Raw genomic sequence first — 25226 nt, forward strand, 5'->3', positions numbered from 1 at the left:
GGACGATTGCGGAGGATGCACGGTGGGGACCGGGGCCCCGTGCCGGTAACGGCAGGGCGGACCGCTACCCGGAGTACGCAACAGGAGACAGCGATGTCCCACGACGCGGAAGCACCAGCGACCCCGCATCTCGACTTCGCGGGCACCACGCCCTACGAGGACTACGTCCAGGCCGATGTCCTCACCCACCTCCAGCACCTTCGCTCGGACGACCCCGGCGAGATGGTCTTCCTGGTCACGACCCAGGTGATGGAGCTGTGGTTCACCGTCATCGTGCACGAGTGGGAGACCGCGACCCGGGCTCTCGCCGACGACGACGTGCCCACCGCCGTGGCCGCCCTCAAGCGGTCCGTACGGGAGCTCCAGGCGCTCAACGATTCCTGGCGGCCCCTGGCACAGCTCACCCCCGCCCAGTTCAACGCCTACCGCTCGGCCCTCGGCGAGGGCTCCGGCTTCCAGTCGGCGATGTACCGGCGCATGGAGTTCCTGCTCGGCGACAAGTCCGCGTCGATGCTGGTGCCGCACCGGGGCGCGCCGCGCGTGTACGCCGAGCTCGACAAGGCGCTGCACGAGCCGAGCCTCTACGACGAGGTGCTGCGGCTGCTCGCCCGGCGCGGCCACGCCGTACCGCGCGCCGTCCTCGACCGTGACGTGTCGCGGAAGTACGAGCCGTCCCCCGAGGTCGAGGCCGTGTGGACCGCCCTGTACGCCGGTGACGAGAGCGACGAACTCGCCCGGCTCGGCGAGGCGTTGACCGATGTCGCCGAGCTGGTGTGGCGCTGGCGCAACGACCACCTGGTGGCCACGCGCCGCGCGATGGGCGCCAAGACCGGCACGGGCGGCTCCGCCGGTGTGGCGTGGCTGGAGAAGCGCGCGCAGAAGAACGTGTTCCCCGAGCTGTGGACGGCGAGGTCCCATGTCTGACCTGTACGAGCGGGCGCGGGAACTCGACGCCGACGACCCACTCGCCGCTGTCCGCGCCGACTTCGTCCTCGGCGACGGCGTCTACCTCGACGGGAACTCGCTGGGCGCGCTGCCCGCGCACGTGCCCGGACGGGTCGAGGACGTCGTCCGCCGCCAGTGGGGCGAGCTGCGCATCCGCTCGTGGACCGAGTCCGGCTGGTGGACCGCGCCCGAGCGGATCGGCGACCTGATCGCCCCGCTGGTCGGCGCGGCGGCCGGGCAGATCGTCGTCGGCGACTCCACAAGTGTCAATGTCTTCAAGGCACTTGTGGGCGCGGTGCGGCTCGCGCGGCTCGCGGACGAGGGGCGCGACGAGATCCTCGTCGACGCCGCCACGTTCCCCACGGACGGCTACATCGCCGCCTCCGCCGCGCGGCTGACCGGCTGCGAGGTGCGTGCCGTGCAGCCGGGCGAGGTGCCGGACGCACTCAACTCCCGTACGGCGGCGGTGCTGTTGAACCACGTCGACTACCGCAGCGGACGGCTGCACGACCTGCCGTCGCTGACGGCTGCGGTCCGCGCGGCGGGGGCCGTCTCGGTGTGGGACCTGTGCCACAGCGCGGGCGCGCTGCCGGTCGGGCTCGACGAGCACGGCGTCGACCTCGCGGTCGGCTGCACGTACAAGTTCCTGAACGGCGGCCCGGGTTCACCCGCGTACCTGTACGTGCGGCGTGAGCTCCAGGACCGGTTCGACTCGCCGCTGCCGGGGTGGAACTCGCACGCCGAGCCGTTCGGGATGCGCCCGGAGTACGAGGCCGCGGACGGCGCCGTGCGCGGCCGGGTCGGCACGCCCGACATCCTGTCCATGCTCGCCCTGGAGGCGGCGCTCGACGTGTGGCGGCGCCCGGACGTCTCGGTCGACGCGGTGCGCGCCAAGTCCCTCGCGCTGACGGACTTCTTCCTGGAGTGCGTCGCCGCGTACGTGCCGCAGGGCCGGGTCGAGGTCGTGACGCCGCGTGCCCACGCCGAGCGGGGCAGCCAGGTGGCGCTGCGGTGCGCGGACGCGGGCGAGGTGATGGGCCGGCTGATCGCGGCGGGCGTGGTCGGCGACTTCCGGGCGCCGGACGTGCTGCGGTTCGGGTTCACGCCGCTGTACCTGGGCTTCGCCGAGGTGGAGCGGGCGGCGCGGGTGCTGGCCGACGAGCTCAGCTGACGTAGACGCCGGCCGCCGCCGCCGCGAGGGCGGCCTCGACGGCACGGGCCGCGTCCGCCTCGGTGGGCGCGGTCCCGGTGGTCAGGAGCCGGTAGTAGAGCGGCGCGGAGACGGCCCGTACGACGTCCGCGGCGTCCGTGCCCGACGGCAACTCGCCCCGGGCGACGGCCTCTTCGACGACCGGCGCCCACTCCGCGACCCGCACCTCGTAGAAGCGCGCGAGGGCCTGGGCCGTCCGGTCGTCGCAGGTCGCGGCGGCGATCACCGCGCGGAACAGCGGGCCCTGGCGCGGGTCGGCGAGGGTGCGCCGCACGAGGTCGGCGTTGGCGGTCAGGTCTCCGCGCAGCGAGCCGGTCGCCGAGCGGGGCAGCGACTCCTCGGCCATCTCGGCGAGCAGGTCGGCGACCAGGCCGGTCGGTGACGCCCAGCGCCGGTACACCGTGGTCTTGCCGACGTCCGCGCGGCGCGCGATGTCGGCGAGGTCGAGCCGGTCGAAGCCCTGCTCGGCCAGCACGTCACCCGCGGCGGCCAGCACCGCCGCGCGGACCCGGCGGTGCGGCCGCCGGGGCGGAGGGTGCCGGGTTCCGGGTCGCTGCCGGGATCGCTGCGGTGGTCGCTGCTCGGGGCCGTCATGCCCTCCAGGGTAACGGCACGGGAGAACCGTTAATTCGGTCACTGTGCGTGTCGGCGCACGTCATGGGACTGGTAGCGTCCGCTTACCCTGCGGTTCTGATTCCTTCGGGCCAATTCACCTGCGACTTCGAGAGGTTGGAGCATGCCGGACGACGCCGCTGCCCGTGACGAGGCGGAGGAGGCATCCGCCTTCTCGCACCCCGCCGTACCGCCGGACGTCACCGCGGCGTACGGAGATCACCCGGATCAGGTCGTCGACTTCTACGCCCCCCGGGACGGCTCGACCGCGGCCCCGCTGGTCGTCGCCCTGCACGGCGGCGCGTGGCGGGCCCCGTACGACCGCGCGCACCTGAGCCCGTTCTGCGACTTCCTCGCGCGGCGCGGGTTCGCCGTCGCCAACGTCGAGTACCGGCGCGGGCCCGGGGCGTGCCGCACCAGGGCGTCGACGGGCCGGTGGCCGGGCGCTGGCCGGAGACGTTCGACGACGTGGCGGCCGCGTTCGACGCGCTGCCCGCCCTGGTCGCCGAGCTGCTCCCCATGGCGGACGCCCGCCGCACCGTCGTCACCGGGCACTCGGCGGGCGGCCATCTCGCCCTGTGGCTCGCGGCCCGGAACGTGCTGCCCGCGGACGCGCCCTGGTTCACCCCGGCCCCGCCCGCCCTGCGCGGCGTCGTCGCGCTCGCGCCGATCGCCGACTTCGCGCTGGCGCGGGAGCTGGGGTGTGCGGCGGCGCGGCGGACCAACTCCTCGGCGGCGACGACGCGTTGTGCGAGCAGCGACGCCCGTGGGCCGACCCCGCGCTGCTGCTGCCGACGGGCATCGCGACGACCCTCGTCCAGGGGCGCAGGGACACGACCGTGCCGTTCGCCATGGCCGAGGCGTACGCGGACGCGGCGGCCAGGGCCGGAGAGGTCGTGGGCGTCACGTTCCTCCAGGAGGTCGGGCACTTCCCGCTGATCGACCCGGCGGCGGACGCGTGCGCGGTGGTGGCCGAGGAGATCGCGCAACTGGCCTGGTGAGCACGACCGGCCCGGCGGGACGGGGCGCCGGGGCCCCGCCCCGCGGCCCGGGCGGCCGTGACCGCCGCGCGCAGGCTCCGGCGGAACCTGACGCGACCGCGCACGCGGCCCGCACGCGACGCTTGTCGCGACCGCGAACGGCCCGATGTAGTACTCACGACGGAGGCCCGAGACCCGACTTCCTAGGGACGACCCGGGCCGCCCCGAGCCGTACGGTCGTGCCATGACCGAGACGACCACCACTGTGCCGGGTTCGCGTGAGCGCGGCCCCGAGTCGCGCTTCGCCCGACAGTCGCTGCGCGGCCTGCGCGCGGACCTGTTCCGGGACGTGTCCGCCTACCGGCCACTGCCGCGGATGCGCACCGAGGGGCCGGCGTGGGAGTTGATACCGGCGGGGCCGCGCGAGGAAGCGGGGCTGCTGCCCCACCTCGGCGTCCTGGGCCTCGCGCTGGTGACTTTCGCCATCAGCCTCTCCGGGCCCACCGACAGTGCCCCGGTCGCGCTGATGGGCGGGCTGATCGTGGCGCTGCCCGTCGGACTCACGCTGCTCCGCCCGGTGCTCGCCTGGTGGCTGTCGCTGGCCGCGGCGCCGATCGCCGTCATGCTCGCCGGAGCCGACCTCTACCCCTGGTCGGGCGGGAGCATCGCCGGGCACACGGCCGTCATGACGATCGTCGCCGCCCGCACCCGGCCGCGTACGGCGGCCTGGATGTGGATCCTCAGCGCGGTGTACTCGTTCCTCGCGGCGAACGCCTTCGGCGGGTGGTTCGGGAGCGACGCCGTGCCGATGCTGCTCTTCTCCGGTGTCGCGGTCGCGCTCGTCACGCTCGGCCAGGCCAACCGCACCACCAGGCGCCAGGTCGTCGAGGAGCGCACCTCCACCGCCGTCGAGCGCGACCGCCGCACCCTCCTCGAAGAGCGCACCACCATCGCCCGCGAGCTGCACGACGTCGTCGCGCACCACATGTCGGTGGTCGCCATCCAGGCGGAGGCCGCGCCCTACCGCGTCGAGAACCCGCCGCCCGAGCTGGAGCGGGCCTTCGTCACGATCCGGGAGAACGCGGTGGCGGCCCTCACCGAACTGCGCCGCGTCCTGGGCGTCGTACGGGCCGAGGACTACGAGGCGCCCGACGCCCCGCAGCCCACGCTCGCCGACCTCGACCGGCTCCTGGAGAACGTGCGGGACGCGGGCCTGTCCGTCACCAGGACCGTCACCGGCGCGGTCCGTGAACTGCCGCCCGGGGTCGAACTGTCCGCGTACCGGATCGTGCAGGAGGCCCTGAGCAACACGCTGCGGCACGCACCGGGCGCGCCGGCCGCCGTCGAGGTGGCGTACGTCCTCGGCGGCATCGGCCTGCGCGTCGTCAACGGGCCCTCGACCGGCCTGGTCAAGCCCAGCCCCGGCGCCGGGCACGGCATCACCGGCATGCGCGAGCGCGTCGCCATGCTGAGCGGCGAGATGACGACGGAGGCGACGCCCGACGGCGGGTACGAGGTGACCGTCTTCCTGCCGGTCGCCGCCCGCGAGATCGCCCGTGACGAGCACGACGAGCACGACGAGGCCGGCGCATGATCAAGGTTCTGATCGCCGACGACCAGATGATGGTCCGCGAGGGCTTCTCGGTGCTGCTCGGCGCGATGCCCGACATCGAGGTCGTCGGCGAGGCGGTCAACGGCAGTGAGGCGATCACCAAGGTCCGCGAACTGCGCCCCGACGTCGTCCTGATGGACATCCGCATGCCGGAGCTGAACGGCATCGAGGCGACCCGTGCGATCGTCGCCGCCGACGAGGGCGCGAAGGTCCTCGTCCTGACCACGTTCGACCTCGACGAGTACGTGTACCAGGCGCTGCGCGCGGGCGCCTCCGGGTTCCTCCTCAAGGACGCCTCGGCCCGCCAACTCGCGGACGGCGTACGGATCGTGGCGTCCGGCGAGGCGCTGCTCGCGCCGACGGTGACGCGCCGCCTGATCACCGAGTTCTCGAAGCTCGCCGACGCCCCGAAGCCGCTCGCGGGCCGGCACGCCGACGCGTACGGCGAGCTGACCGAGCGCGAGACGGAGGTCCTCGTGCTCATCGCGCAGGGCCTGTCGAACGCCGAGATCGCCGAGCGGCTCGTCGTCGCCGAGTCGACGATCAAGACCCACGTCAGCCGCGTCCTGGTGAAGCTGGGGCTGCGCGACCGCACGCAGGCGGCGGTCTTCGCGTACGAGGCACGTCTGGTCACGCCGGGGTGACCAGGACTAACGTCCCCGCATGGAAGCCACCGCCCCCGGCAGCGCCCGCACCGGAGCCTTCGACCCCTGGTCCCCGACCTTCCTCGCCGACCCGTACCCGGCCTACGCCGCGCTGCGCGACGCCGGCCGGGTCCACCGGTTCGAGCCCACGAACCAGTACCTGATCCCGCACCACGCCGACGTCTCGGCGCTGCTGCGCGACCGCCGTCTCGGCCGCACCTACCGACACCGGTACGCCCACGAGGACTTCGGCCGCACGGCGCCGCCGCCCGAGCAGGAGCCGTTCCACACCCTCAACGACCACGGCATGCTCGATCTCGAACCGCCGGACCACACCCGCATCCGCCGCCTCGTCTCCAAGGCGTTCACGCCCCGCACGGTCGAGCGACTGCGCCCCTACGTCGAGAACCTGGCCGGTGAGCTGGTGGCGGGCCTGGTCGCCGACGGCGGCGGCGACCTGCTCACCGACGTCGCCGAACCCCTCCCGGTCGCGGTCATCGCCGAGATGCTCGGCATCCCGGAGGCCGACCGCCCGCTGCTGCGCCCCTGGTCCGCGGCGATCTGCGGCATGTACGAGCTGAATCCGCCGGAGGAGACGGCCCGCGCCGCCGTGCGGGCGTCGGTCGAGTTCAGCGACTATCTGCGCGCGTTGATGGCGGAGCGGCGCGTGACCCCCGGCGGCGACCTGATCTCCGGCCTGATCGCCGCGTACGACGAGGGCGACCGGCTCACCGAGCAGGAGATGATCTCGACCTGCGTCCTGCTCCTCAACGCCGGTCACGAGGCCACCGTCAACTCGACCGTCAACGGCTGGTGGGCCCTGTTCCGCCACCCCGACCAGCTCGCGGCCCTGCGTGCCGACCACTCCCTCGTGCCGTCCGCCGTGGAGGAACTGATGCGCTACGACACCCCGCTCCAGCTCTTCGAACGCTGGGTGCTCGACGACATCGAGGTCGACGGCACGACCATCCCCCGGGGCTCCGAGGTGGCCCTCCTGTTCGGCTCGGCCAACCACGACCCGGCGGTCTTCACCGACCCGGCCCGCCTGGACCTGACCCGCGCCGAGAACCCCCACATCTCCTTCTCGGCCGGGCTCCACTACTGCATCGGGGCGCCGCTGGCCCGGATCGAACTCGCCGCTTCCCTGCGGGCGTTGCTCACCCGGGCGCCCGGTCTGCGGCTCGCGGCGGAACCGGTCCGCAAGCCCGCCTTCGTCATCCGGGGCCTCGCGGGCCTGCCCGTGGAACTGTGACGGCCGCGGGCTCAGCTCGACATGTCCCGCCGCCGCAGCCCGGCCAGCCCCGCCGCCACGAGGACGACCGCGAGCGCCGTCAGGACCAGCACCGGCGCCGCGTTCATGTCCCCGCCCGGCAGCTTCGGCAGATGCCCGAAGGGCGACAGGTCCATCACCGCCTGCGGCACCTTCAGCGCGGGCCCGATCCAGCCGAGCAGCAGCGCCGCGCCCGCCACGGCCCACGCGGCGACGGCGGCCCGCGGCACGAGCCCGTACAGGAGCACGGCCGTCCCGCCGAGCGTCCACACGGCCGGCAGCTGCACCAGGGACGCGCCCAGGATCGGCCCCGCGTCGTGCCCGTACCCGACCGCGAGCCCGAGGCCGCCGAGCAGCATGATGAGCGCGGCACCGGCGAAGGCGATCACGAGGTGGCCGCCCGCCCAGGCGAGCCGCCCCACCGCGTTCGCGAGGATCGGCTCGGCGCGCTGCGAGGTCTCCTCGCCGTTCAGCCGCAGCACCGACTGGACGACGTACAGCGCGGCGACCAACCCGAGCATGCCGACCATGGAGGCCAGGAAGGCGTTCGTGATGCCGGACCGGCCGCCCATCCGCTCGATGATCTCGATGGTGTTCCGGTTGTCGCCGACGAGGTCGGTCGCCCCCTTGGTCATGCCGCCGAAGACGACACCGGCCGCGAGGAACCCGATCGACCAGCCGAGCACACTGCCGCGCTGCAACCGCCAGGCGAGCCCGGACGCCGTGCCCAGGCGCCCGTCCGCGGGCCCCGGCCGGCTCGGCAGGAAGCTCATGCCGATGTCGCGCCGCCCGGCGAGCGCGTAGGCGACGGCACCCTGCACGGCGATCGCGCCCGCCAGGAGCAGCAGCACCCACCAGCGTTCGCCCGCGAAGGCCCGTACGTTCTCCACCCAGCCGATCGGCGAGATCCAGGTCAGCGGCGACGAGCCGTCGGCGGTGCCGGAGTCGCCGGCCGCCCGCAGCACGAACGCGAGGCCGAGCACCGCCGACGTCAGCCCGCGCGCGAGCCGCGCGCTCTCCGTGAACTGCGCGACGATCGCCGCCATCGTCGCGAACACCGTCCCGGCGCCGCCGACCGCGAGCCCGAACGCCACCGCGCCCGCGCCCCTTGGGCCGCGAGCCCGCCCGCGATGAGCAGGGCGAGGACACCGTTGGCGACCAGCGCCGCGAGCAGCGCGGCGGTCAGCGGCGCCCGCCGCCCCACCACGGCCGACGACACCAGTTCCTGCCGCCCGCTCTCCTCTTCGTCGCGGGTGTGCCGCACGACGACGAGCAGGCTCATCACGGCGGCGAGCACCGCCGCGAACGTCCCGATCCGCCACGCCGTCAGCGCGCCGAGCGAGTCGGCGAAGACCGGCCCGTACATGGCCCGCATCGACCCGTTGGTGTTCATGGTGCGCATGACGTCGGCGCGCTCGGCGTCCGTGGCGTACACGCTGCTCAGCGAGTTCGGCAGGGAGAGGACCATCATCGCGACGAGGGCGATCCATACGGGGATGAGGACCCGGTCGCGGCGCAGCGCGAGCCGCAGCAGGGCGCCGGTGCCCGCGAGGTGGCGTCCGCCGCCGATCCGGGGTGCGTAGGTGCCGCCGAGCGTGGTCATCGCGCCACCGCTTCCTTCTCGGCCCCGCGGACGTCGTCCTGGTAGTGCCGCAGGAACAGCTCCTCCAGGGTGGGCGGCGTGCTGGTGAGCGACCGCACGCCCGACTCCGTGAGGGACCGCAGGACGGCGTCGAGCTTGTCGGTGTCGACCTGGAACCTGACCCGGTGTCCCTGGACGTCGAGGTCGTGCACCCCGGGCAGGGACGCCAGCCCGTCGGGGGCTGCGGCGAGTTCGGCGGTGACGCTGGTCCGTGTGAGGTGCCGCAGCTGGGCGAGCGACCCGCTCTCGACGGTCGCCCCCTTGCGGATGATGCTGACGCGGTCGCAGAGCTCCTCGACCTCGCTCAGGATGTGCGACGACAGCAGCACCGTCTGGCCGCGCTCCCGGGTGGCCTCCTCGACGTACGACTGGAAGACCTCCTCCATCAGCGGGTCGAGCCCGGACGTGGGTTCGTCGAGGATCAGCAGGTCCACGTCGGACGCGGCGAAGGCGGCGACGAGCGCGACCTTCTGCCGGTTGCCCTTGGAGTAGGTGCGGCCCTTCTTGGTGGGGTCGAGCTCGAACCGTTCGAGGAGCTCGGCCCTGCGCTTCCTGTCGAGGCCACCGCGCAGGCGTCCGTACAGGTCGATGACCTCGCCGCCGCTCAGGTTGCGCCACAGGGTCACGTCCCCGGGGACGTAGGCGACCTTCTTGTGCAGCTCGACCGCGTCGGCCCAGGGGTCGCGGCCGAGCAGCTGCACGGCGCCTGAGTCGGCGCGCAGGAGTCCGAGCAGGACCCGGATGGTGGTCGACTTCCCGGAGCCGTTGGGCCCGAGGAAGCCGTGCACCTCACCGGTCTCGACGTCGAGGTCGAGACCGTCGAGGGCGTGCGTCCTGCCGAACGACTTGTGCAGTCCGGAGACCGTGATTGCCTTCGTCATACTTCTGAAACTACGCGGCATTCACAAACTTGTGAAGTTAAGGAAGCGTATAAACTCGATGGCGCGGAACGGGCATGCGGCGCATGGGGAGATGATCGGGACATGGGTACGGACGAGACCGAGTCGGCGACGGCCATCGACTCGACGGAGGCGGCGCGCTCCCGTTTCGTCGAGCGGTTCGCGGCCCAGCTCGTCGAGGCCGGCATGACACGCATGCCCGCCCGGATCTTCACGGCCCTGCTCGCCTCCGACTCCGGCGCGCTCACCTCGGCCCAGCTGGGGGAGCAGCTGAAGGTCAGCCCCGCGGCGGTCTCCGGGGCGGTGCGCTACCTGAGCCAGCAGCACATGGTCACCCGCGAGCGCGAGCCCGGGACGCGGCGCGACATCTTCCGGGTCCACGACAACCAGTGGTACGAGACGCTGACCAACCGCGACAGCGTCCTCAAGCGCTGGGAGGACGCCCTGCGCGAGGGCGTCGCCGCCCTGGGCGTGGGCAGCCCCGCCGGCCGCCGCATCGCCGAGACCCTCGCGTTCTTCGAGTTCGTCGAGGTGGAGCTGGGCGCGATGATGGACCGCTGGCGCGAGCACCGCAAGACGCTCGACCTGGGCTGACCGGGCGTCGCGGGCGCCGCCTCAGGGCAGCGCCAGACCCCACGCCCCCACCCGGACCGTCCACGTGCGTCGGCGCACCGGCCCGCCGATCGTCACCGTGTCCGCCCGGTACCGGAAGTCCGCCCCGGACACCGTGACCGTGCGGGCCTGGGTGCACACCGGCGCCGCCCGGCCGTCGGCCGACGCGTGCCGTACCTCGACCCGGGCCAGGCCCGTCCCCGTGGCGGGCCCCACCGAGACCCCGGTCAGCGGCTGGTCGAGGTCGACGAGGGTCACCCCGTCCGCCTCGATCCGCAGCCGCGCGGGGACCCCGGCGTCCGCCGGTGCGCCGCGCGACGGCCTCGGGTCCAGCGTGCGCACCAGCGAGCGGCACGTCCGCAGCCACGGCCGCGCCGCGTCCCGCTCCCCGGGCGTCTCCCCGGCGGTCTCCGCGACGGGCGGGATGCGCAGGTTCCCGAGCACCACTCCGTCGCTGTCGTCGACCAGGAGATCGAGCCGCCGCTCCGTCCCGTCGAGCGCGGCGCGCGCCGCGGCGACGGTTCCGGCGGGAATTCCGAGCGAGTGCGCCAGCGACACCGCGCCGCCCACCGGGACCATCGAGAGCACCGCCCCCGACAGCTCGCGCTCCCGGTGCAGCAGGGACACGGCTCGCAACAGCGCCCGGTCGTCGCCGATCACCACCGGACGCCGCGCACCCCTCCTGGCCAGGGCTTTCGCGAACTCCGTAGGCCCTTCGGGCAGGCAGATCTTCGCCGTGGCACCGGCGCACAGCACGTCCTTCGCGATCCGCACGGACTCCCCGTCCGCACGCCGGGCGACCGGATCGACGATCACCAGAAGCTGCCGTGACAGCCGCGCTCCCGCGCCGTCCGCACGGTCAGATGGATGGTCCAAAGCCGCCACCTCGGCCTTGCCTCGCTTCCTCGGGTAGCATCTTTGTGCAAGAGCCCCTTGCGCTATTGCGCCAGGGGCTTCGTCTATTCCGGGGCACCCCAAGGCTTACGAAGGCTCGCCGCACAGCCGCGGCTACGGCCCCTGACCTTGGACATGCCCCGCCCGGAAGGGGTGTACGCCTGTGCCCGCACTTGTGCTGCTCGGTGCTCAGTGGGGTGACGAAGGCAAGGGAAAGGCCACCGACCTGCTCGGTGGATCCGTGGACTATGTGGTGCGCTACCAGGGCGGCAACAACGCCGGTCACACGGTCGTCGTAGGCGACCAGAAGTACGCGCTGCATCTCCTCCCTTCCGGAATCCTCTCCCCGGAGTGCACGCCAGTCATCGGCAACGGAGTCGTCGTCGACCCGTCGGTCCTGCTCTCCGAGCTGAGCGGTCTGAACGAGCGCGGCGTCGACACGTCCAAGCTCCTGCTCAGCGGTAACGCGCACATCATCACGCCGTACAACGTGACCGTCGACAAGGTCACCGAGCGCTTCCTCGGCAAGCGCAAGATCGGCACCACGGGCCGCGGTATCGGCCCGACCTACGCGGACAAGATCAACCGGGTCGGCATCCGCGTCCAGGACCTCTACGACGAGTCGATCCTCACCCAAAAGGTCGAGGCGGCTCTCGAGGTCAAGAACCAGCTCCTGACCAAGCTCTACAACCGCCGCGCCATCGAGGCGCAGCAGGTCGTCGAGGAGCTGCTCGGCTACGCGGACCAGATCAAGGGCTACGTCGCCGACACCACCCTGATCCTGAACAACGCGCTGGACGAGGACAAGGTCGTCCTCTTCGAGGGCGGCCAGGGCACGCTCCTCGACATCGACCACGGCACGTACCCCTTCGTGACGTCGTCGAACCCGACCGCGGGCGGCGCCTGCACGGGTACGGGTGTCGGCCCGACGAAGATCAGCCGCGTCATCGGCATCCTGAAGGCGTACACGACCCGTGTCGGCGCGGGCCCGTTCCCGACGGAGCTCTTCGACGAGGACGGCGAGGCGCTGCGCCGCATCGGTGGCGAGCGCGGTGTCACCACCGGCCGTGACCGTCGCTGCGGCTGGTTCGACGCGGTCATCGCCCGCTACGCGACCCGCGTGAACGGCCTGACGGACTTCTTCCTCACCAAGCTCGACGTCCTCACCGGCTGGGAGCAGATCCCGGTGTGTGTCGCGTACGAGATCGACGGCAAGCGCGTCGAGGAACTCCCGTACTCGCAGTCCGACTTCCACCACGCGAAGCCGATCTACGAGACCCTGCCGGGCTGGTCGGAGGACATCACGAAGGCGAAGACCTTCGACGACCTCCCGAAGAACGCGCAGGCGTACGTGAAGGCGCTGGAGGAAATGTCCGGCGCTCCGATCTCGGCGATCGGCGTCGGCCCCGGCCGCACCGAGACGATCGAGATCAACTCGTTCCTGTAGGACGACGACGTTCCCCGCGCAGGCATGCCTGTGCGGGGAACGTCGTTTCCGGGCCGGCTCATGGGCGGGTGTAGGTCTGCTCGTGGGGTGACGGGCAGTCCGTGGTGCCGGTCAGGCAGGCATGGGTGAGTGAGCGAAGGCGCGCGTCGATCCGGCTCTGTACGTCGTCGCCGCCCGAAGTCTGGCCGAGCGCGAACTGCAGTGTGGCAGCGAAGAGTTGGTAGGTGAGCGCCACGGTCGCCCTGCGCCGGTCGGGCTCCAGGAACTGGATCTGAGTGCGCGTCCAGTCCCATGCTCTGGCGTGCAGCTTGCTGTCCCAGCGCACCGAGGCGGAGCTCAACAACCCCGGGTCGGTACGGGCGGTCGCTCGGATCACGGGGTGCTCGCGCACCCGTCGGGCCGCGAGCACCAGCGTCTCCGACAGCCGGCACGCCGGATCCGACGGGCCGGAGAACCCGACGCGAGCCGCCACGCCGTTCAGTACGCGGTCCAGTTCGACCTCTGCGGACAGCAGGGTCAAGGCATCGACGTCGGGCCAGTTCCTGCGCAGGAACTGGCGGTCCGTGCGGGCGAGTTCGGCGACCTCGGTGCGCTGTACGCGGCGGGGGCCGTTGCGGCCCGCCACCTCGATGACGGCCCGGTACACGGACGAGGCGCTGGGCGGGCCTGTTCGGCGCCGGTTCTCGTTCTGCGTCATGGCGAGCAGCATCGCGCGACGTGGTGACCGCCGTCGGCCGGTTGCCCGGCAGGCCGCCCGAAGGTGTGAGGTCAAAACAATGTCGCACTGACACGTGTCGGTGCGACATTTTTCCGCGCTGAGGGTTCAGGCAGGACGTCACCTCGCGCGCACGACGGCGGAATTGAGGACCGGAGTCACTCGACGCGGGCGAAGTGGTCCTCGCGGGTGGTCGCCGTGCTCCAGCGGGTCAGTTCCCCGTCCTCCACCTGGAGGCGGTAGGCCTGGTACGGGGCCTTGCAGGCGGGGGTCGTGGAGATCGCGGGGGCGAGGGCGATCGGGTGGGTGGTCGGGGACGACTGGAACGGTGCGGTGTCCATCAGTCTCGCCGACCACGAGCAGCGTGTTCCGTCGACGGTGCGGGTACCGCTGACGACCGTGTCGCCGATGCCGCCGTTCGTGACGCGCACGGTGTCGTCGCCGTCGCGCCAGGTCCCCACCAGGGCCGCGGGCACGCGGGACGTGGGGCCGCTCGCCCGGTCGATCTGGATCGAATGGTCCGCGGAGGCACGCCACATGACGGTGCCCGCCAGGTTCTCCAGGGTGACCGGCTCGGGCAGGCAGTCGCTCCGCGGGGCGGTGTCGACCGTCATGTGGTGCTTCTTGCGCGAGGTGATCCGCCCCTCGGCGGTGCAGAACGCGCCGGACCTGCCGACGAGGACACGGACCGCGTCGCCCTTCGTGGCGGTCGCGGGGATGTCCAGACGCATCATCGACGGGGCATCGGTTTCGTCCAGCAACGACGTCCATGCGCCCCCGAACTGCGTGCCCGCGGGGGTGCCGGGAAGCTCCTTGCCGGGCAGTTCGGGCGTGGGCGCCACCGAGCGCCCGGCCGAGCCCGCCGTGTCAGCGGAATCGGCCGAGCCGGCCAACGCGGGGACGCCGATACCGAGTCCGACGACGGCCGCCACGGCCACGCTCAGTGTCAGACCGAGGCGCAGCCGTCGCGCGGGCGCGGGCGCGGGCGTGGGCGCCGTCGCGTCGGCGTCGTCGCTGGAGCGTGCCAAGGTGTCCCCCCGAGGTGCGGCAGGTCTGGTGTACGGCGGTGGTGCGTGCAGGCACCACGGTTCCGTGGCGGCAGCCTGATGCAGTGCTGAGGCCCCGTCAAGGGCGGTTCCGCGCCTGGTCAGCCTTCCTTGTCGTAGGTGAGCGTCTGCTGCTTGCCGTCCAGGCCCGGCATCACGCGGCGCAACTGGCCCGACGGCAGGATCGTGATCGTGCTCGACTTGCCGGGGGTGCAGGCCGACGCGGGCTCGGCGACCACCGGCTGCGTGCCGCCGATGCGCAGGGTGGACTCCGTGGCCGAGGTCAGCGTGCCCTGGAAGACGCAGTGATAGGGCACGCCGTTGTTCTGCGTGCCGTCGGCCGTCATGGACAGGACGGTGTCGCCCGGCCCGCCCTGCTGGATGGTGATCTCGCGCGGGTGGTGGCCGCTGGCGTTGTCGATCGCGCCCGCCCAGTGGCCGAGGAACTTCGTGGGGATGTCCCCCGCGGCCGACTGCGGGGTCTCCTGCGGCGAGGAGGACGCCGGCTGCGTGGACGGGGAGCCGTCCTGGGTGCCGCCCGGGTCGGAGGAGGACGGGACCGGCGCCGACACCGACTGCTTGGGGTCGTCGGACGCCTTCGGCGACGAGCCGTCGCCCTTCATCAGGGCGTACACCGAGCCGCCCGCGCCGATCGCCACGATCAGGGCGACCACGATCAGCGCGGCGGTGGAGCGGCCCCGGCGCGGTGGTTCCTGCTGCGGCGCGCCGAGGGGCGCCACCCCCGGACCGTAGGGCGGGGTATGGCCCCAACTCCCTTGGGGATAGCCGTAGGAGGGCGGCTGCGGCTGGGCGTGCGGGTAGCCGTACGCGGATGCGGCCGGGGCCGCCGGGGCGGGCGCCGGGGCCGGGGTGTCCGGGCCGACGACCATCGTGGGCAGGTGGTCGAACTGGGCCGCGCCGGGCTTTCCGGGCGGCGGCGGGACGCTCTCCCGGGCTGCTTCCCGGGCTCCTCGGCGGGCGGCGCGGGAGGCACGGGTAGCGCGGGCGGGAGCGGGGAGGCGCGGGCGCGGACGCCTGCTCCGGGTCCTCCGAGTCGAGCAACTGCACGGCGTGACGCCCGAGTTGGGCCACGAGTGCGCCCGGTAGCCACGGGTCGCGGGTGCGGCCGCCGTCGCCCAGGGTGTCCTCGGCGCCGGTCCGCTCCAGGAGCTCGTCGAGCGAGGGCCGGTCCTCCGGCTGCTTGCGCAGGCAGTCCCGTACGAGATCCTGAAGGCCCTCGGGGAGCTCCGACAGGTCGGGCTCCTCCTGGGCGATGCGGAACATCAGGGCGTGCACCCCGCTGTTGGACGTGCCGAACGGCAGCGCGCCGGTGGCCGCGTACGCGAGGACGGACCCCAGGCAGAACACGTCGCACGCCGGGGTGATCCGGTCGCCGCGCACCTGCTCCGGGGCCATGAAGCCGGGCGATCCGACGAGCGCTCCGGTGCGCGTCAGACCGCCGTCCGTGACGGTCTCCAGGGCACGCGCGATACCGAAGTCGATGACGCGCGGGCCGTCGATGGTCACCAGCACGTTCGACGGCTTCAGGTCGCGGTGGATCAGGCCCGCGGCATGGATGTCCTTGATGGCGTGGGCGAGCCCGGCGGCCAGGATGCGCACGGAACGCTCCGGCAGCGCGCCGTAGTCGTGCGAGACGACCTGCTGGAGGGCGGGACCCGCCACATAGCCCGTGGCCAGCCACGGGATGTCGGCCTCCGTGTCCGCGTCGAGGACGGGCGCCGTCCACGCGCCGCCGACCCGCCGCGCGGCCCGCACCTCCTGCCGGAAGCGGTTCCGGAATTCCTCCTGCTCCGCGAGCTCCTGGCGCACCAGTTTCACGGCGACGGTGCGCCCCCGCTCCGACCGCGCCAGGTACACCTGCCCCATGCCGCCCGCGCCGAGCCGCCCCAGCAGCCGGTACGCACCGATGCGCTGCGGGTCTCCCGGCCCCAGCGCCTCCAGTCTCTCCATGTCGCGCCACCCTCCCCCGTGTGTGAGCAACTACCCGAGAATAGTGCGGACATACGACAGAGAGGGCGGTTCCGGCCTCTACGGTTCCGTAACGGACGAGACGGCGTCCCACCGGTTCCCGCGCGCGCCCGTCGGCTCGCTCGCGCCGGCATCCCGTGGGTATCCCGGGCTGCACTCCAGCGACACCCCGGCGGTATCCGCCGATCCCCGGTCCCACGTCCCCGGTCGCCCCGGTCCCCGGTTCCCGGCCTCCGGGGCGACAGACTGTCGCGTTCGTCCGCATCCCACAGACAGGACGCCGATGGTCTCCCGGGGCACGGGAGATCTACCCTCGGCCCCATGACCCCTCAGCCGAATCCCCAGGTCGGCGCCGCCGTGAAGGCCGCGGACCGTGCGCACGTGTTCCACTCCTGGTCCGCACAGGAGCTCATCGACCCGCTGGCCGTCGCCGGTGCCGAAGGCTCGTACTTCTGGGACTACGACGGAAACCGCTACCTCGACTTCACCTCCGGGCTCGTCTACACGAACATCGGGTACCAGCACCCGAAGGTCGTCGCAGCGATCCAGGAGCAGGCCGCGACGATGACGACGTTCGCGCCCGCCTTCGCCATCGAGTCGCGCTCCGAGGCCGCACGCCTCATCGCCGAGCGCACCCCCGGCGACCTCGACAAGATCTTCTTCACCAACGGCGGCGCCGACGCCGTGGAGCACGCCCTGCGCATGGCCCGTCTGCACACGGGCCGTCCGAAGGTGCTCTCCGCGTACCGCTCGTACCACGGCGGCACCCAGCAGGCGATCAACGTCACCGGTGACCCGCGCCGCTGGGCCAACGACAGCGGCAGCGCGGGCGTCGTCCGCTTCTGGGCGCCGTTCCTGTACCGCTCGCGCTTCTACGCCGAGACGGAGGAGCAGGAGTGCGCGCGTGCCCTGGAGCACCTGGAGGCGACGATCCAGTTCGAGGGTCCGGCGACGATCGCCGCGATCATCCTGGAGACCGTCCCGGGCACGGCCGGCATCATGCTGCCGCCCGCCGGGTACCTCGCCGGGGTCCGTGAGCTGTGCGACCGCTACGGCATCGTCTTCGTCCTCGACGAGGTCATGGCGGGCTTCGGCCGTACGGGCAAGTGGTTCGCCGCCGACCTGTACGACGTGACGCCGGACCTGATGACGTTCGCGAAGGGCGTGAACTCGGGGTACGTGCCGCTCGGCGGTGTCGCGATCTCCGCCGCGATCGCCGAGACGTTCGCGAAGCGGCCCTACCCGGGCGGTCTCACCTACTCCGGCCACCCGCTGGCCTGCGCCGCCGCCGTCGCCACCATCAACGTGATGGAGGAGGAGGGCATCGTCGAGCAGGCCGCGAGGACGGGCGCCGAGATCATCGAGCCCGCCCTGCGCGAGCTCGCCGAGCGGCACCCGTCGGTCGGCGAGGTGCGCGGCGTGGGCATGTTCTGGGCCCTGGACCTCGTACGGGACCGGGAGACGCGCGAGCCGCTGGTGCCGTACAACGCGACCGGTGAGGCGAACGCCCCGATGGCCGCGTTCGGCGCGGCGGCGAAGGCGCACGGCCTGTGGCCCTTCATCAACATGAACCGCACCCACGTGGTGCCGCCGCTGAACGTCACCGAGGCGGAGGCCAAGGAGGGTCTCGCGGCGCTGGACGCGGCCCTCTCGGTGGCGGACGAGCACGTCGTGGCGTGACGCCTGCCGAGGTCGGCGGCGGGGCGGGGGCTGTGCTCTGCCCGCGGGGCCCCGCCGCCGGGTGACGGAACTCCGCCTCAGCTGAAGATGATCATCGAACCCTGGGCCAGGCTGCGCGTGGCCGCCTGGTGCAGGCCCAGCCAGACGTGACGCTCACGTGCGAAGGGGCTGTCGCCCGGCGGGACCGGCGCGGCCGGCTCCTCCAGGGACGTGGGCGCGGGGGGTGCGGGCGGCGGCAGCGGGGGGTTGGCCGCGTCTATGCCGATCGACGGGGCGACGTACTCCAGTTCGCGCAGCAGCGCGTGGGACGAGCCCAACGGGCCGCCCCCGGCGAGGAGTTCGTCGTTGGACAGTGGCTCGGTGAAGTCCACGGGGACGTAGGCGCCCGCGTGGTCGTAGTGCCACACCAGGTGCGAACTCTGCGCCGTCGACTCGAACATCTCCAGCAACTGCTCGTAGTCGCCACCCAGTTCGTCGACCGGGGTCACCGCGAGTCCGCACAGTTGCAGGAGATACGCGCGGCGCAGGAAGTGCAGCGCGTCGTAGTCGAACCCCGCGACCGGCGCCACGTCGCCGGACAGGCCCGGCATGTACGCGTAGACCGGCACCGGCGGCAGTCCTGCCTCGTGCAACGCCTTGTCGTAGAGGGCGAGTTCTTCGGCGAAGGGGTTGTCGGGGCTGTGGCACAGTACGTCGACGAGGGGGACGAGCCACAGGTCACAGGCCAAGGGGGCTCCTTAGAGTCCGGTCGGTTGCGCGGGCGTGTTCGCGGCGTACGTCAGGGTAATGCGCGGTGTCCCGGCACAGCCCTGCCTTGCAGGTACCCGCTGAGCGGCCCGCGCTATCGGTCCGAGAGGCGCTCGATCAGCGCGAGCGAGTCCGTGTTGTACGAGGCGATGATCGCGTGCGCGGCGGCGGCGTCCCGGTGGCTCAGCGCGTCCACCAGATCGCAGTGCCCGGACCACAGGCGGCCCCGGAGGTCGCCGGCCCGGCGGAGCACCGGCACGGCGCACATCCAGGACTGGACGCGCAGCCGGTGGAAGAAGTCGGAGAGGTACGGATTGCCGAACAGGGCGGACAGTTCGCGCCAGAAGCGCAGGTCGTAGCCGATGAGAACGTTCAGGTCGCCGGCGCTCGCGGCGCGGGCGGCCTCCTCGCCGCGGCGCCGGACGCCGGCCAGGGCGGCCGGGGTGCCGGGGTTCTCCGGCGGGTTCTCGGTGAGGCCGCGGAAGATGCCGTCCGCGACGAGGCTGCGGGCCTCGATCATGGCGCGGTAGTCGGCGAGCGAGTACTCGTGGACGCGGAAGCCGCGGTGCTGGGCGGAATCGAGCAGGCCCTGCGCGGTGAGGTCGACCAGGGCCTCGCGGACCGGCGTGGCCGACACCCCGTACCCCTCGGCGATCTCCTTGACCGTGAACTCCTGGCCGGGGTCGAGGCGCCCCCCGAGGATCTCGTCGCGCAGCGCGTCCGCGATCTGCCGGCGCAGGGTGTTGCGGGTGACGGCGGGACCGTCGGGAACGGGCGGCACGGGTCGGTTCCCCCGGTTCGGCTGGGCGATGTTCGTCCGGCCACCCTAGCCGCGCCCCGCCCCGAAGCCGTTCGAAGAGCTAGCGGGGCTCGGGCGGGCGCTGGCGCGGCATGTTCGGGCGCGTCCCGGGCGGCAGCGGGAAGCGGCCGTGCGGCGGTTCCGCGGGGCGCGGGACGCCGGGCACCGTGGACTGCATGACCAGCGGCGCGGGACCGGACCGGAACTCCACCATCCAGTCCGCCGTCTCGGAGCGCACCAGCTCCGTCACGTCCTCCGTGAACCGCCGCAGCACGCCCAGGCACCGCTCGGCGGCCTCGCTCGCCGTCCCCTCCGTCGGCCCGAGCACCTCGCGCACGCTCTCCGACGCCCAGTCGAACTGGAGCACCTGCAACCGCCGCTGCACGGCCTGTGCGGTGGCGACGTCCCTTATCCAGCCGGAGGTCAGCCCGAAGTAGCGGTCGCAGGCGACGCAGGCCACGGCGAGCAGCAGCGCCAGGTACCCCCAGGGAGCCACCCCGGGCATCGCGTCCGTCAGGTCGAGCAGCGGCAGCACGCCTCCGCACAACGCTCCGAGCGCCGCGCCCCGCGCAGCGCCCGCGCGCCCCGCCGCTTCCGCAGCCGGTCGGCGAGGTACCAGGACGCCGTCCGCAGGGCGCCCTGCTCGACCCACCGGTACAGCTCGTCGAGCCGCTCGGCGGGCTCGCCCCAGTCGCCGAGCGGGAACGCCCGCCCGCTGAGGTCGCGCGTGCCCCGGTCGCCGTTCTCACCCGGGCCTGCCCCCTCCTGGGGCGGCCCTTCGGGCTGCATATCCGGCTGGCTCACCCGGCACTCCCTCGACTGGTACGGCTGGGGCTGAATGTGCAGCATCTTCCTACCGCCCAATGGGTGGCCAAGGACCCGTTTTCGCGGGTTTTCCGCCCAGAAGTGGGCCTTCATCAGGTATAGGAAAGCGGGCTGTTTCCGCGTATCTCACTCGAAAGAGTGCAGTGTGAGGTGCCGGGGCGGGCGTCCCCTGGACCACGTAGGCTCGTTTGAGGGGCCACGGCCCCCCTCAGGACCCTCGGAAGCGGACCTCAGACGGACCGGAAAAGGAGCTGATCGTGATCCCCGGTGGTGGCCAGCCCAACATGCAGCAGCTGCTCCAGCAGGCCCAGAAGATGCAGCAGGATCTCGCACAGGCCCAGGAGGAGCTGGCGCAGACCGAGGTCGACGGCCAGGCCGGCGGCGGCCTCGTCAAGGCGACGGTGACGGGCTCGGGTGAGCTTCGCGGCCTCGTCATCGACCCCAAGGCGGTCGACCCGGACGACACCGAGACCCTCGCCGACCTGGTGGTCGCGGCGGTCGCGGCGGCCAACGAGAACGCGCAGGCGCTCCAGCAGCAGAAGCTCGGCCCGCTCGCCCAGGGACTGGGCGGCGGCAGCGGCATCCCGGGCCTCCCCTTCTAGGCCCGGCGCCGACTACCGTACGTACCGAGCGACAACCGCAGGCAGCAGGGAAGGCAATCCGTGTACGAAGGCGTGGTCCAGGACCTCATCGACGAGTTGGGCAGGCTGCCCGGCGTCGGTCCCAAGAGCGCGCAGCGGATCGCCTTCCACATCCTCCAGGCGGAGCCCACGGACGTACGGCGTCTCGCGCAGGCCCTGATGGAGGTCAAGGCGAAGGTCCGCTTCTGCGCGACGTGCGGCAACGTGGCGCAGGAAGAGCTCTGCAACATCTGCCGCGACCCGCGCCGCGACCTGAGCGTCATCTGCGTGGTCGAGGAGCCCAAGGACGTCGTGGCGATCGAGCGGACCCGTGAGTTCCGTGGGAAGTACCACGTGCTCGGCGGGGCGATCAGCCCGATCGAGGGTGTCGGTCCCGACGACCTGCGTATACGAGAACTTCTCGCGCGGTTGGCCGACGGGACGGTCACGGAGCTGATCCTGGCCACCGATCCGAACCTGGAGGGCGAGGCCACGGCGACGTACCTCGCCCGGATGATCAAGCCCATGGGCCTGAAGGTCACCCGCCTGGCCAGCGGCCTCCCCGTCGGGGGCGACCTGGAGTACGCGGACGAGGTCACTCTCGGCCGCGCCTTCGAGGGGAGACGACTGCTAGATGTCTGAGACGACGAACACCGCCACCGAGACCGCCGTGTCCCCGGCCAAGGGGTCCGGCGACGCGACCCTGCACGCCACGACGCAGAACCCCGACGACTTCGCGGTCCAGATCTCGGACCAGGTCGCGTCGTTCATCGTGGCCGTGACCGAGGTCGCCAAGGGTGACGAGCCGGACTCGGCCGTGCCCTTCCTGCTCCTCGAGGTCTCCCAGCTGCTGCTGGCGGGCGGCCGGCTGGGCGCGCACGAGGACATCGTCCCGGACGAGCGCTACGAGCCCGACCTGGGCCCGGAGGCCGCCGCCGACGAGGCCGACGAACTGCGCGAGCGGCTGGCGCTGCTCCTCGACCCGGTCGACGTCTACTCCGAGGTCTTCGACCCGTACGAGCCCCGCAAGGCGCCGGTCGCGGCCCGCATCTCGGACGACCTGGCCGATGTGGTCACCGATCTGCGCCACGGCATGGCCCACTACCGCGCGGGCCGCGTCACGGAAGCGCTGTGGTGGTGGCAGTTCTCGTACTTCTCCAACTGGGGCTCGACGGCCTCGGCGACGTTGCGCGCCCTGCAGTCCCTGGTGGCGCACGTCCGCCTCAACCAGCCGCTCGACGACCTCGACGGCCTCGACACCGACGAGGACCTCTCGGCGGCCGAGGGCTCCCTGGAGGAGGAGGCCGGGAAGGTCATGGCGGAGGAGATCGCGGGCCCGCTGGGCCTTCGCCCCGTGAAGTGATCCGCGAAGTGATCCGTGAAGTGATCCAGGAAGTGACCTGGCCCACTTTCCCGGTTGTCCCGTGAGCGCGTGGGCATGCGCTCGTTCGGAGCGGCCGACCCCGTACCCGAAAACCCGGTGATCACGTCGTGAGCGGGACATCTCACGATGCGATATGGCCGGGGTGGATTTCGGCCGCTCGTTAGACTGAGCCGACCGCAGTACGCATACGTACATGCGGTGACAGACGGACTGAGCGAGGAGCGCACGTGGGCCTTGTCGTGCAGAAGTACGGAGGCTCCTCCGTTGCAGATGCCGAGGGCATCAAGCGGGTCGCCAAGCGGATCGTCGACGCCAAGAAGAACGGCAACCAGGTGGTTGTCGTGGTGTCCGCGATGGGTGACACGACGGATGAGTTGATCGATCTCGCCGAGCAGGTATCCCCGATCCCTGCCGGACGAGAGTTCGACATGCTGCTGACCGCCGGAGAGCGTATCTCCATGGCACTGCTGGCCATGGCGATCAAAAACCTGGGCCACGAGGCGCAGTCGTTCACGGGCAGTCAGGCCGGCGTCATCACCGACTCCGTCCACAACAAAGCCCGGATCATCGACGTCACGCCGGGGCGTATCCGCGAGTCCCTCGACAAGGGCAACATCGCGATCGTCGCCGGGTTCCAGGGCGTCTCGCAGGACAAGAAGGACATCACCACGCTCGGCCGTGGTGGGTCGGACACGACCGCCGTCGCTCTTGCCGCCGCGCTCGACGCCGAGGTCTGTGAGATCTACACGGACGTCGACGGTGTGTTCACCGCCGACCCGCGCGTCGTGAAGAAGGCGCGGAAGATCGACTGGATCTCCTTCGAGGACATGCTGGAGCTCGCGAGCTCCGGCTCGAAGGTGCTGCTCCACCGGTGCGTGGAGTACGCCCGCCGTTACAACATCCCGATCCACGTGCGGTCCTCGTTCAGCGGGTTGCAGGGCACGTGGGTCAGCAACGAACCGCTCGTGAAGCAGCAAGGGGACGAACCCGTGGAGCAGGCGATCATCTCCGGTGTCGCGCACGACACCTCCGAGGCGAAGGTCACCGTCGTCGGCGTCCCGGACAAGCCGGGCGAGGCCGCCAAGATCTTCCGGGCCGTCGCGGACGCGGAGATCAACCTGGACATGATCGTCCAGAACGTCTCGGCCGCCTCCACCGGACTGACCGACATCTCCTTCACGCTCCCCAAGAGCGAGGGCCGCAAGGCCATCGACGCCCTGGAGAAGCAGAAGGCGAACGTCGGCTTCGACTCGCTGCGCTACGACGACCAGATCGCCAAGATCTCCCTCGTCGGCGCCGGTATGAAGACGAACCCGGGTGTCACGGCCGGGTTCTTCGAGGCGCTCACCGACGCGGGCGTCAACATCGAGCTGATCTCGACGTCCGAGATCCGCATCTCCGTGGTCACGCGGGCCGACGACGTGAACGAGGCGGTGCGCGCCGTGCACTCCGCCTTCGGGCTCGACTCGGACTCCGACGAGGCCGTGGTCTACGGAGGCACCGGCCGCTGATGGCTGTGTCCTCCGCGCGGCGTCCGACGCTCGCGGTCGTGGGAGCGACCGGGAGCGTCGGTGCCGTTCTGCTCCAGATCCTGTCGCAGCACGCGGACATCTGGGGTGAGATCCGCCTGGTCGCCTCGGCGCGCTCGGCCGGCCGCAAGCTCAGCGTGCGCGGCCAGGAGGTCGAGGTCGTCGCCCTGGAGGAGTCGGTCTTCGACGGGGTCGACGTCGCGATGTTCGACGTGCCCGACGACGTCTCCGCCCAGTGGGCGCCCGTCGCCGCGTCCAAGGGCGTGGTGGTCGTCGACAACTCGGCCGCCTTCCGGATGGACCCGGACGTGCCGCTCGTCGTCCCCGAGGTCAATCCGCACGCCGCGCGCGTGCGGCCGCGCGGCATCGTCGCGAACCCCAACTGCACGACCCTGTCGATGATCGTGGCCGTGGGCGCGCTGCACGCCGAGTTCGGGCTGCGCGAGCTGGTGGTGTCGAGCTACCAGGCCGTGAGCGGCGCGGGGCGCGCCGGGGTCGAGACGCTGCGGGCGCAGCTCTCCCTCGTCGCCGGTACGGAGCTGGGGACCAGCCCGGGTGATGTGCGGCGGGCCGTCGGTGATCAGACCGGGCCGTTCCCCGAGCCGGTCGCGCTGAACGTCGTGCCGTGGGCCGGATCGCTCCGGGAGGACGGCTGGTCGTCGGAGGAGATGAAGGTGCGGGACGAGTCCCGCAAGATCCTCGGCCTGCCCGCTCTGCCGGTCGCCGTCACCTGCGTACGGGTGCCGGTGGTCACCACGCACTCCCTGACCGTCCACGCCCGCTTCCAGAGCGAGGTCACCGTGGACCGGGCCCGCGAGATCCTCGCGACCGCGCCCGGTGTCGTGCTCTTCGACAATCCGGCCGCCGGTGAGTTCCCCACGCCGGCCGACGCGGTGGGCACCGATCCGACGTGGGTGGGGCGCGTCCGGCGCTCGCTCGACGATCCGACCGGGCTCGAACTCTTCGTGTGCGGGGACAATCTCCGTAAAGGCGCCGCTTTGAACACCGCGCAGATCGCCGAGTTGGTCGCGGGGGAGTTCGCTTAGCGGTCGGGCCCTTCACATATCCGGATCCCCTCGTAGGATCTGTGTGAGTTCTGTGTGGGTGACGTCTCTCCGGCGTTGG

Annotated in this window: 19 protein-coding genes and 5 pseudogenes; 14 read left to right on the forward strand and 10 right to left on the reverse strand. The window is 72.1% G+C overall.

Features of this window, described 5'->3' with window-relative positions; genetic code table 11:
• Positions 1-93: 93 nt before the first annotated feature.
• Together V2W30_RS21120 and kynU are read left to right on the forward strand one after the other, a co-directional pair.
• Complete coding sequence (locus tag V2W30_RS21120; RefSeq protein ID WP_338698697.1) at positions 94-924, forward strand: tryptophan 2,3-dioxygenase family protein; 831 nt, start codon at positions 94-96, stop codon at positions 922-924.
• Positions 917-2116, forward strand: a complete 1200-nt coding sequence (gene kynU / locus V2W30_RS21125; protein WP_338698699.1) for a kynureninase — start codon at positions 917-919, stop codon at positions 2114-2116. The genes V2W30_RS21120 and kynU overlap by 8 nt, the downstream gene beginning before the upstream one ends.
• On the opposite strand, the pseudogene V2W30_RS21130 reads toward kynU, so the two are convergent.
• Positions 2109-2749: pseudogene (locus tag V2W30_RS21130) on the reverse strand (TetR/AcrR family transcriptional regulator). The gene kynU and the pseudogene V2W30_RS21130 sit on opposite strands and share 8 nt — an antisense overlap.
• A gap of 142 nt (positions 2750-2891) precedes the next feature.
• Between V2W30_RS21130 and V2W30_RS21135 the strand changes: the two are divergent.
• From V2W30_RS21135 to V2W30_RS21150, 4 genes and pseudogenes are all read left to right on the forward strand, one after another.
• Positions 2892-3768: pseudogene (locus V2W30_RS21135) on the forward strand (alpha/beta hydrolase).
• A 223-nt stretch (positions 3769-3991) separates the two neighbouring features.
• Positions 3992-5341 (forward strand): sensor histidine kinase, encoded by a 1350-nt coding sequence (locus V2W30_RS21140; RefSeq protein WP_338698701.1) that lies wholly within the window; start codon positions 3992-3994, stop codon positions 5339-5341.
• Positions 5338-6003 (forward strand): response regulator transcription factor, encoded by a 666-nt coding sequence (locus V2W30_RS21145; protein WP_338698703.1) that lies wholly within the window; start codon positions 5338-5340, stop codon positions 6001-6003. Before V2W30_RS21140 ends, V2W30_RS21145 begins: the two co-directional genes overlap by 4 nt.
• 19 nt (positions 6004-6022) lie before the next feature.
• The gene (locus V2W30_RS21150; protein ID WP_338698705.1) at positions 6023-7255 is read left to right on the forward strand and encodes a cytochrome P450; all 1233 of its coding nucleotides are present in this window, start codon (positions 6023-6025) and stop codon (positions 7253-7255) included.
• A gap of 11 nt (positions 7256-7266) precedes the next feature.
• Here V2W30_RS21150 and V2W30_RS21155 read toward each other — a convergent pair.
• Together V2W30_RS21155 and V2W30_RS21160 are read right to left on the reverse strand one after the other, a co-directional pair.
• A pseudogene (locus tag V2W30_RS21155) lies at positions 7267-8876 on the reverse strand (ABC transporter permease).
• Positions 8873-9796 (reverse strand): ABC transporter ATP-binding protein, encoded by a 924-nt coding sequence (locus V2W30_RS21160; protein ID WP_338698706.1) that lies wholly within the window; start codon positions 9794-9796, stop codon positions 8873-8875. Before V2W30_RS21160 ends, V2W30_RS21155 begins: the two are co-directional and overlap by 4 nt.
• A gap of 102 nt (positions 9797-9898) precedes the next feature.
• Between V2W30_RS21160 and V2W30_RS21165 the strand changes: the two genes are divergently transcribed.
• Entirely contained in the window at positions 9899-10408 is a 510-nt protein-coding gene (locus tag V2W30_RS21165) for a GbsR/MarR family transcriptional regulator (RefSeq protein WP_338698707.1), read from the forward strand.
• Positions 10409-10429: 21 nt separating this feature from the next.
• Here the strand turns inward: V2W30_RS21165 and V2W30_RS21170 are convergent, their stop codons facing one another.
• Positions 10430-11311, reverse strand: a complete 882-nt coding sequence (locus V2W30_RS21170; protein ID WP_425244571.1) for a diacylglycerol kinase — start codon at positions 11309-11311, stop codon at positions 10430-10432.
• A 172-nt stretch (positions 11312-11483) separates the two neighbouring features.
• On the opposite strand from V2W30_RS21170, the gene V2W30_RS21175 reads away from it, so the two are divergent.
• Complete coding sequence (locus V2W30_RS21175) at positions 11484-12767, forward strand: adenylosuccinate synthase (RefSeq protein WP_338698711.1); 1284 nt, start codon at positions 11484-11486, stop codon at positions 12765-12767.
• Positions 12768-12825: 58 nt separating this feature from the next.
• Here the strand turns inward: V2W30_RS21175 and V2W30_RS21180 are convergent, their stop codons facing one another.
• The 3 genes and pseudogenes from V2W30_RS21180 to V2W30_RS21190 all read right to left on the reverse strand — a co-directional run bounded on the left by V2W30_RS21180 (position 12826) and on the right by V2W30_RS21190 (position 16490).
• A complete protein-coding gene (locus V2W30_RS21180; protein WP_338698713.1) occupies positions 12826-13464 on the reverse strand; it encodes a hypothetical protein in 639 nt (212 codons plus the stop codon).
• Between the two features lie 176 nt (positions 13465-13640).
• Entirely contained in the window at positions 13641-14510 is an 870-nt protein-coding gene (locus V2W30_RS21185) for a hypothetical protein (protein WP_338698715.1), read from the reverse strand.
• A 119-nt stretch (positions 14511-14629) separates the two neighbouring features.
• A pseudogene (locus V2W30_RS21190) lies at positions 14630-16490 on the reverse strand (serine/threonine-protein kinase).
• A 348-nt stretch (positions 16491-16838) separates the two neighbouring features.
• Between V2W30_RS21190 and V2W30_RS21195 the strand changes: the two are divergent.
• Positions 16839-18197 carry an aspartate aminotransferase family protein gene (locus tag V2W30_RS21195; RefSeq protein WP_338698717.1) on the forward strand — a complete coding sequence of 453 codons (1359 nt, stop codon included), beginning with the start codon at positions 16839-16841 and terminating at the stop codon, positions 18195-18197.
• Between the two features lie 77 nt (positions 18198-18274).
• On the opposite strand, the gene V2W30_RS21200 is transcribed toward V2W30_RS21195, so the two are convergent.
• The 3 genes and pseudogenes from V2W30_RS21200 to V2W30_RS21210 all read right to left on the reverse strand — a co-directional run bounded on the left by V2W30_RS21200 (position 18275) and on the right by V2W30_RS21210 (position 20547).
• Positions 18275-18925, reverse strand: coding sequence for a hypothetical protein (locus V2W30_RS21200; RefSeq protein ID WP_338698719.1), 651 nt, complete (start codon positions 18923-18925; stop codon positions 18275-18277).
• A gap of 113 nt (positions 18926-19038) precedes the next feature.
• Complete coding sequence (locus V2W30_RS21205; RefSeq protein WP_338698721.1) at positions 19039-19725, reverse strand: GntR family transcriptional regulator; 687 nt, start codon at positions 19723-19725, stop codon at positions 19039-19041.
• A gap of 79 nt (positions 19726-19804) precedes the next feature.
• A pseudogene (locus tag V2W30_RS21210) lies at positions 19805-20547 on the reverse strand (SLATT domain-containing protein).
• 278 nt (positions 20548-20825) lie between these two features.
• On the opposite strand from V2W30_RS21210, the gene V2W30_RS21215 reads away from it, so the two are divergent.
• The 5 genes from V2W30_RS21215 (at position 20826) to V2W30_RS21235 (ending at position 25147) form a co-directional block, all read left to right on the forward strand.
• Positions 20826-21170, forward strand: coding sequence for a YbaB/EbfC family nucleoid-associated protein (locus V2W30_RS21215; RefSeq protein ID WP_338698723.1), 345 nt, complete (start codon positions 20826-20828; stop codon positions 21168-21170).
• Positions 21171-21230: 60 nt separating this feature from the next.
• Positions 21231-21830: a recombination mediator RecR gene (gene recR, locus V2W30_RS21220; protein ID WP_018529216.1), complete on the forward strand. Its 600-nt coding sequence runs from the start codon at positions 21231-21233 to the stop codon at positions 21828-21830.
• Positions 21823-22551, forward strand: a complete 729-nt coding sequence (locus tag V2W30_RS21225) for a DUF5063 domain-containing protein (protein WP_338698731.1) — start codon at positions 21823-21825, stop codon at positions 22549-22551. Before recR ends, V2W30_RS21225 begins: the two co-directional genes overlap by 8 nt.
• A 248-nt stretch (positions 22552-22799) precedes the next feature.
• On the forward strand, positions 22800-24083 hold the full coding sequence (locus tag V2W30_RS21230; protein ID WP_338698732.1) for an aspartate kinase: 1284 nt from the start codon (positions 22800-22802) through the stop codon (positions 24081-24083).
• Complete coding sequence (locus V2W30_RS21235; protein WP_338698733.1) at positions 24083-25147, forward strand: aspartate-semialdehyde dehydrogenase; 1065 nt, start codon at positions 24083-24085, stop codon at positions 25145-25147. Before V2W30_RS21230 ends, V2W30_RS21235 begins: the two co-directional genes overlap by 1 nt.
• Positions 25148-25226 lie beyond the last annotated feature (79 nt).

This window comes from Streptomyces sp. Q6 (genome assembly GCF_036967205.1).
Classification (GTDB): Bacteria; Actinomycetota; Actinomycetes; order Streptomycetales; family Streptomycetaceae; genus Streptomyces; species Streptomyces citrinus.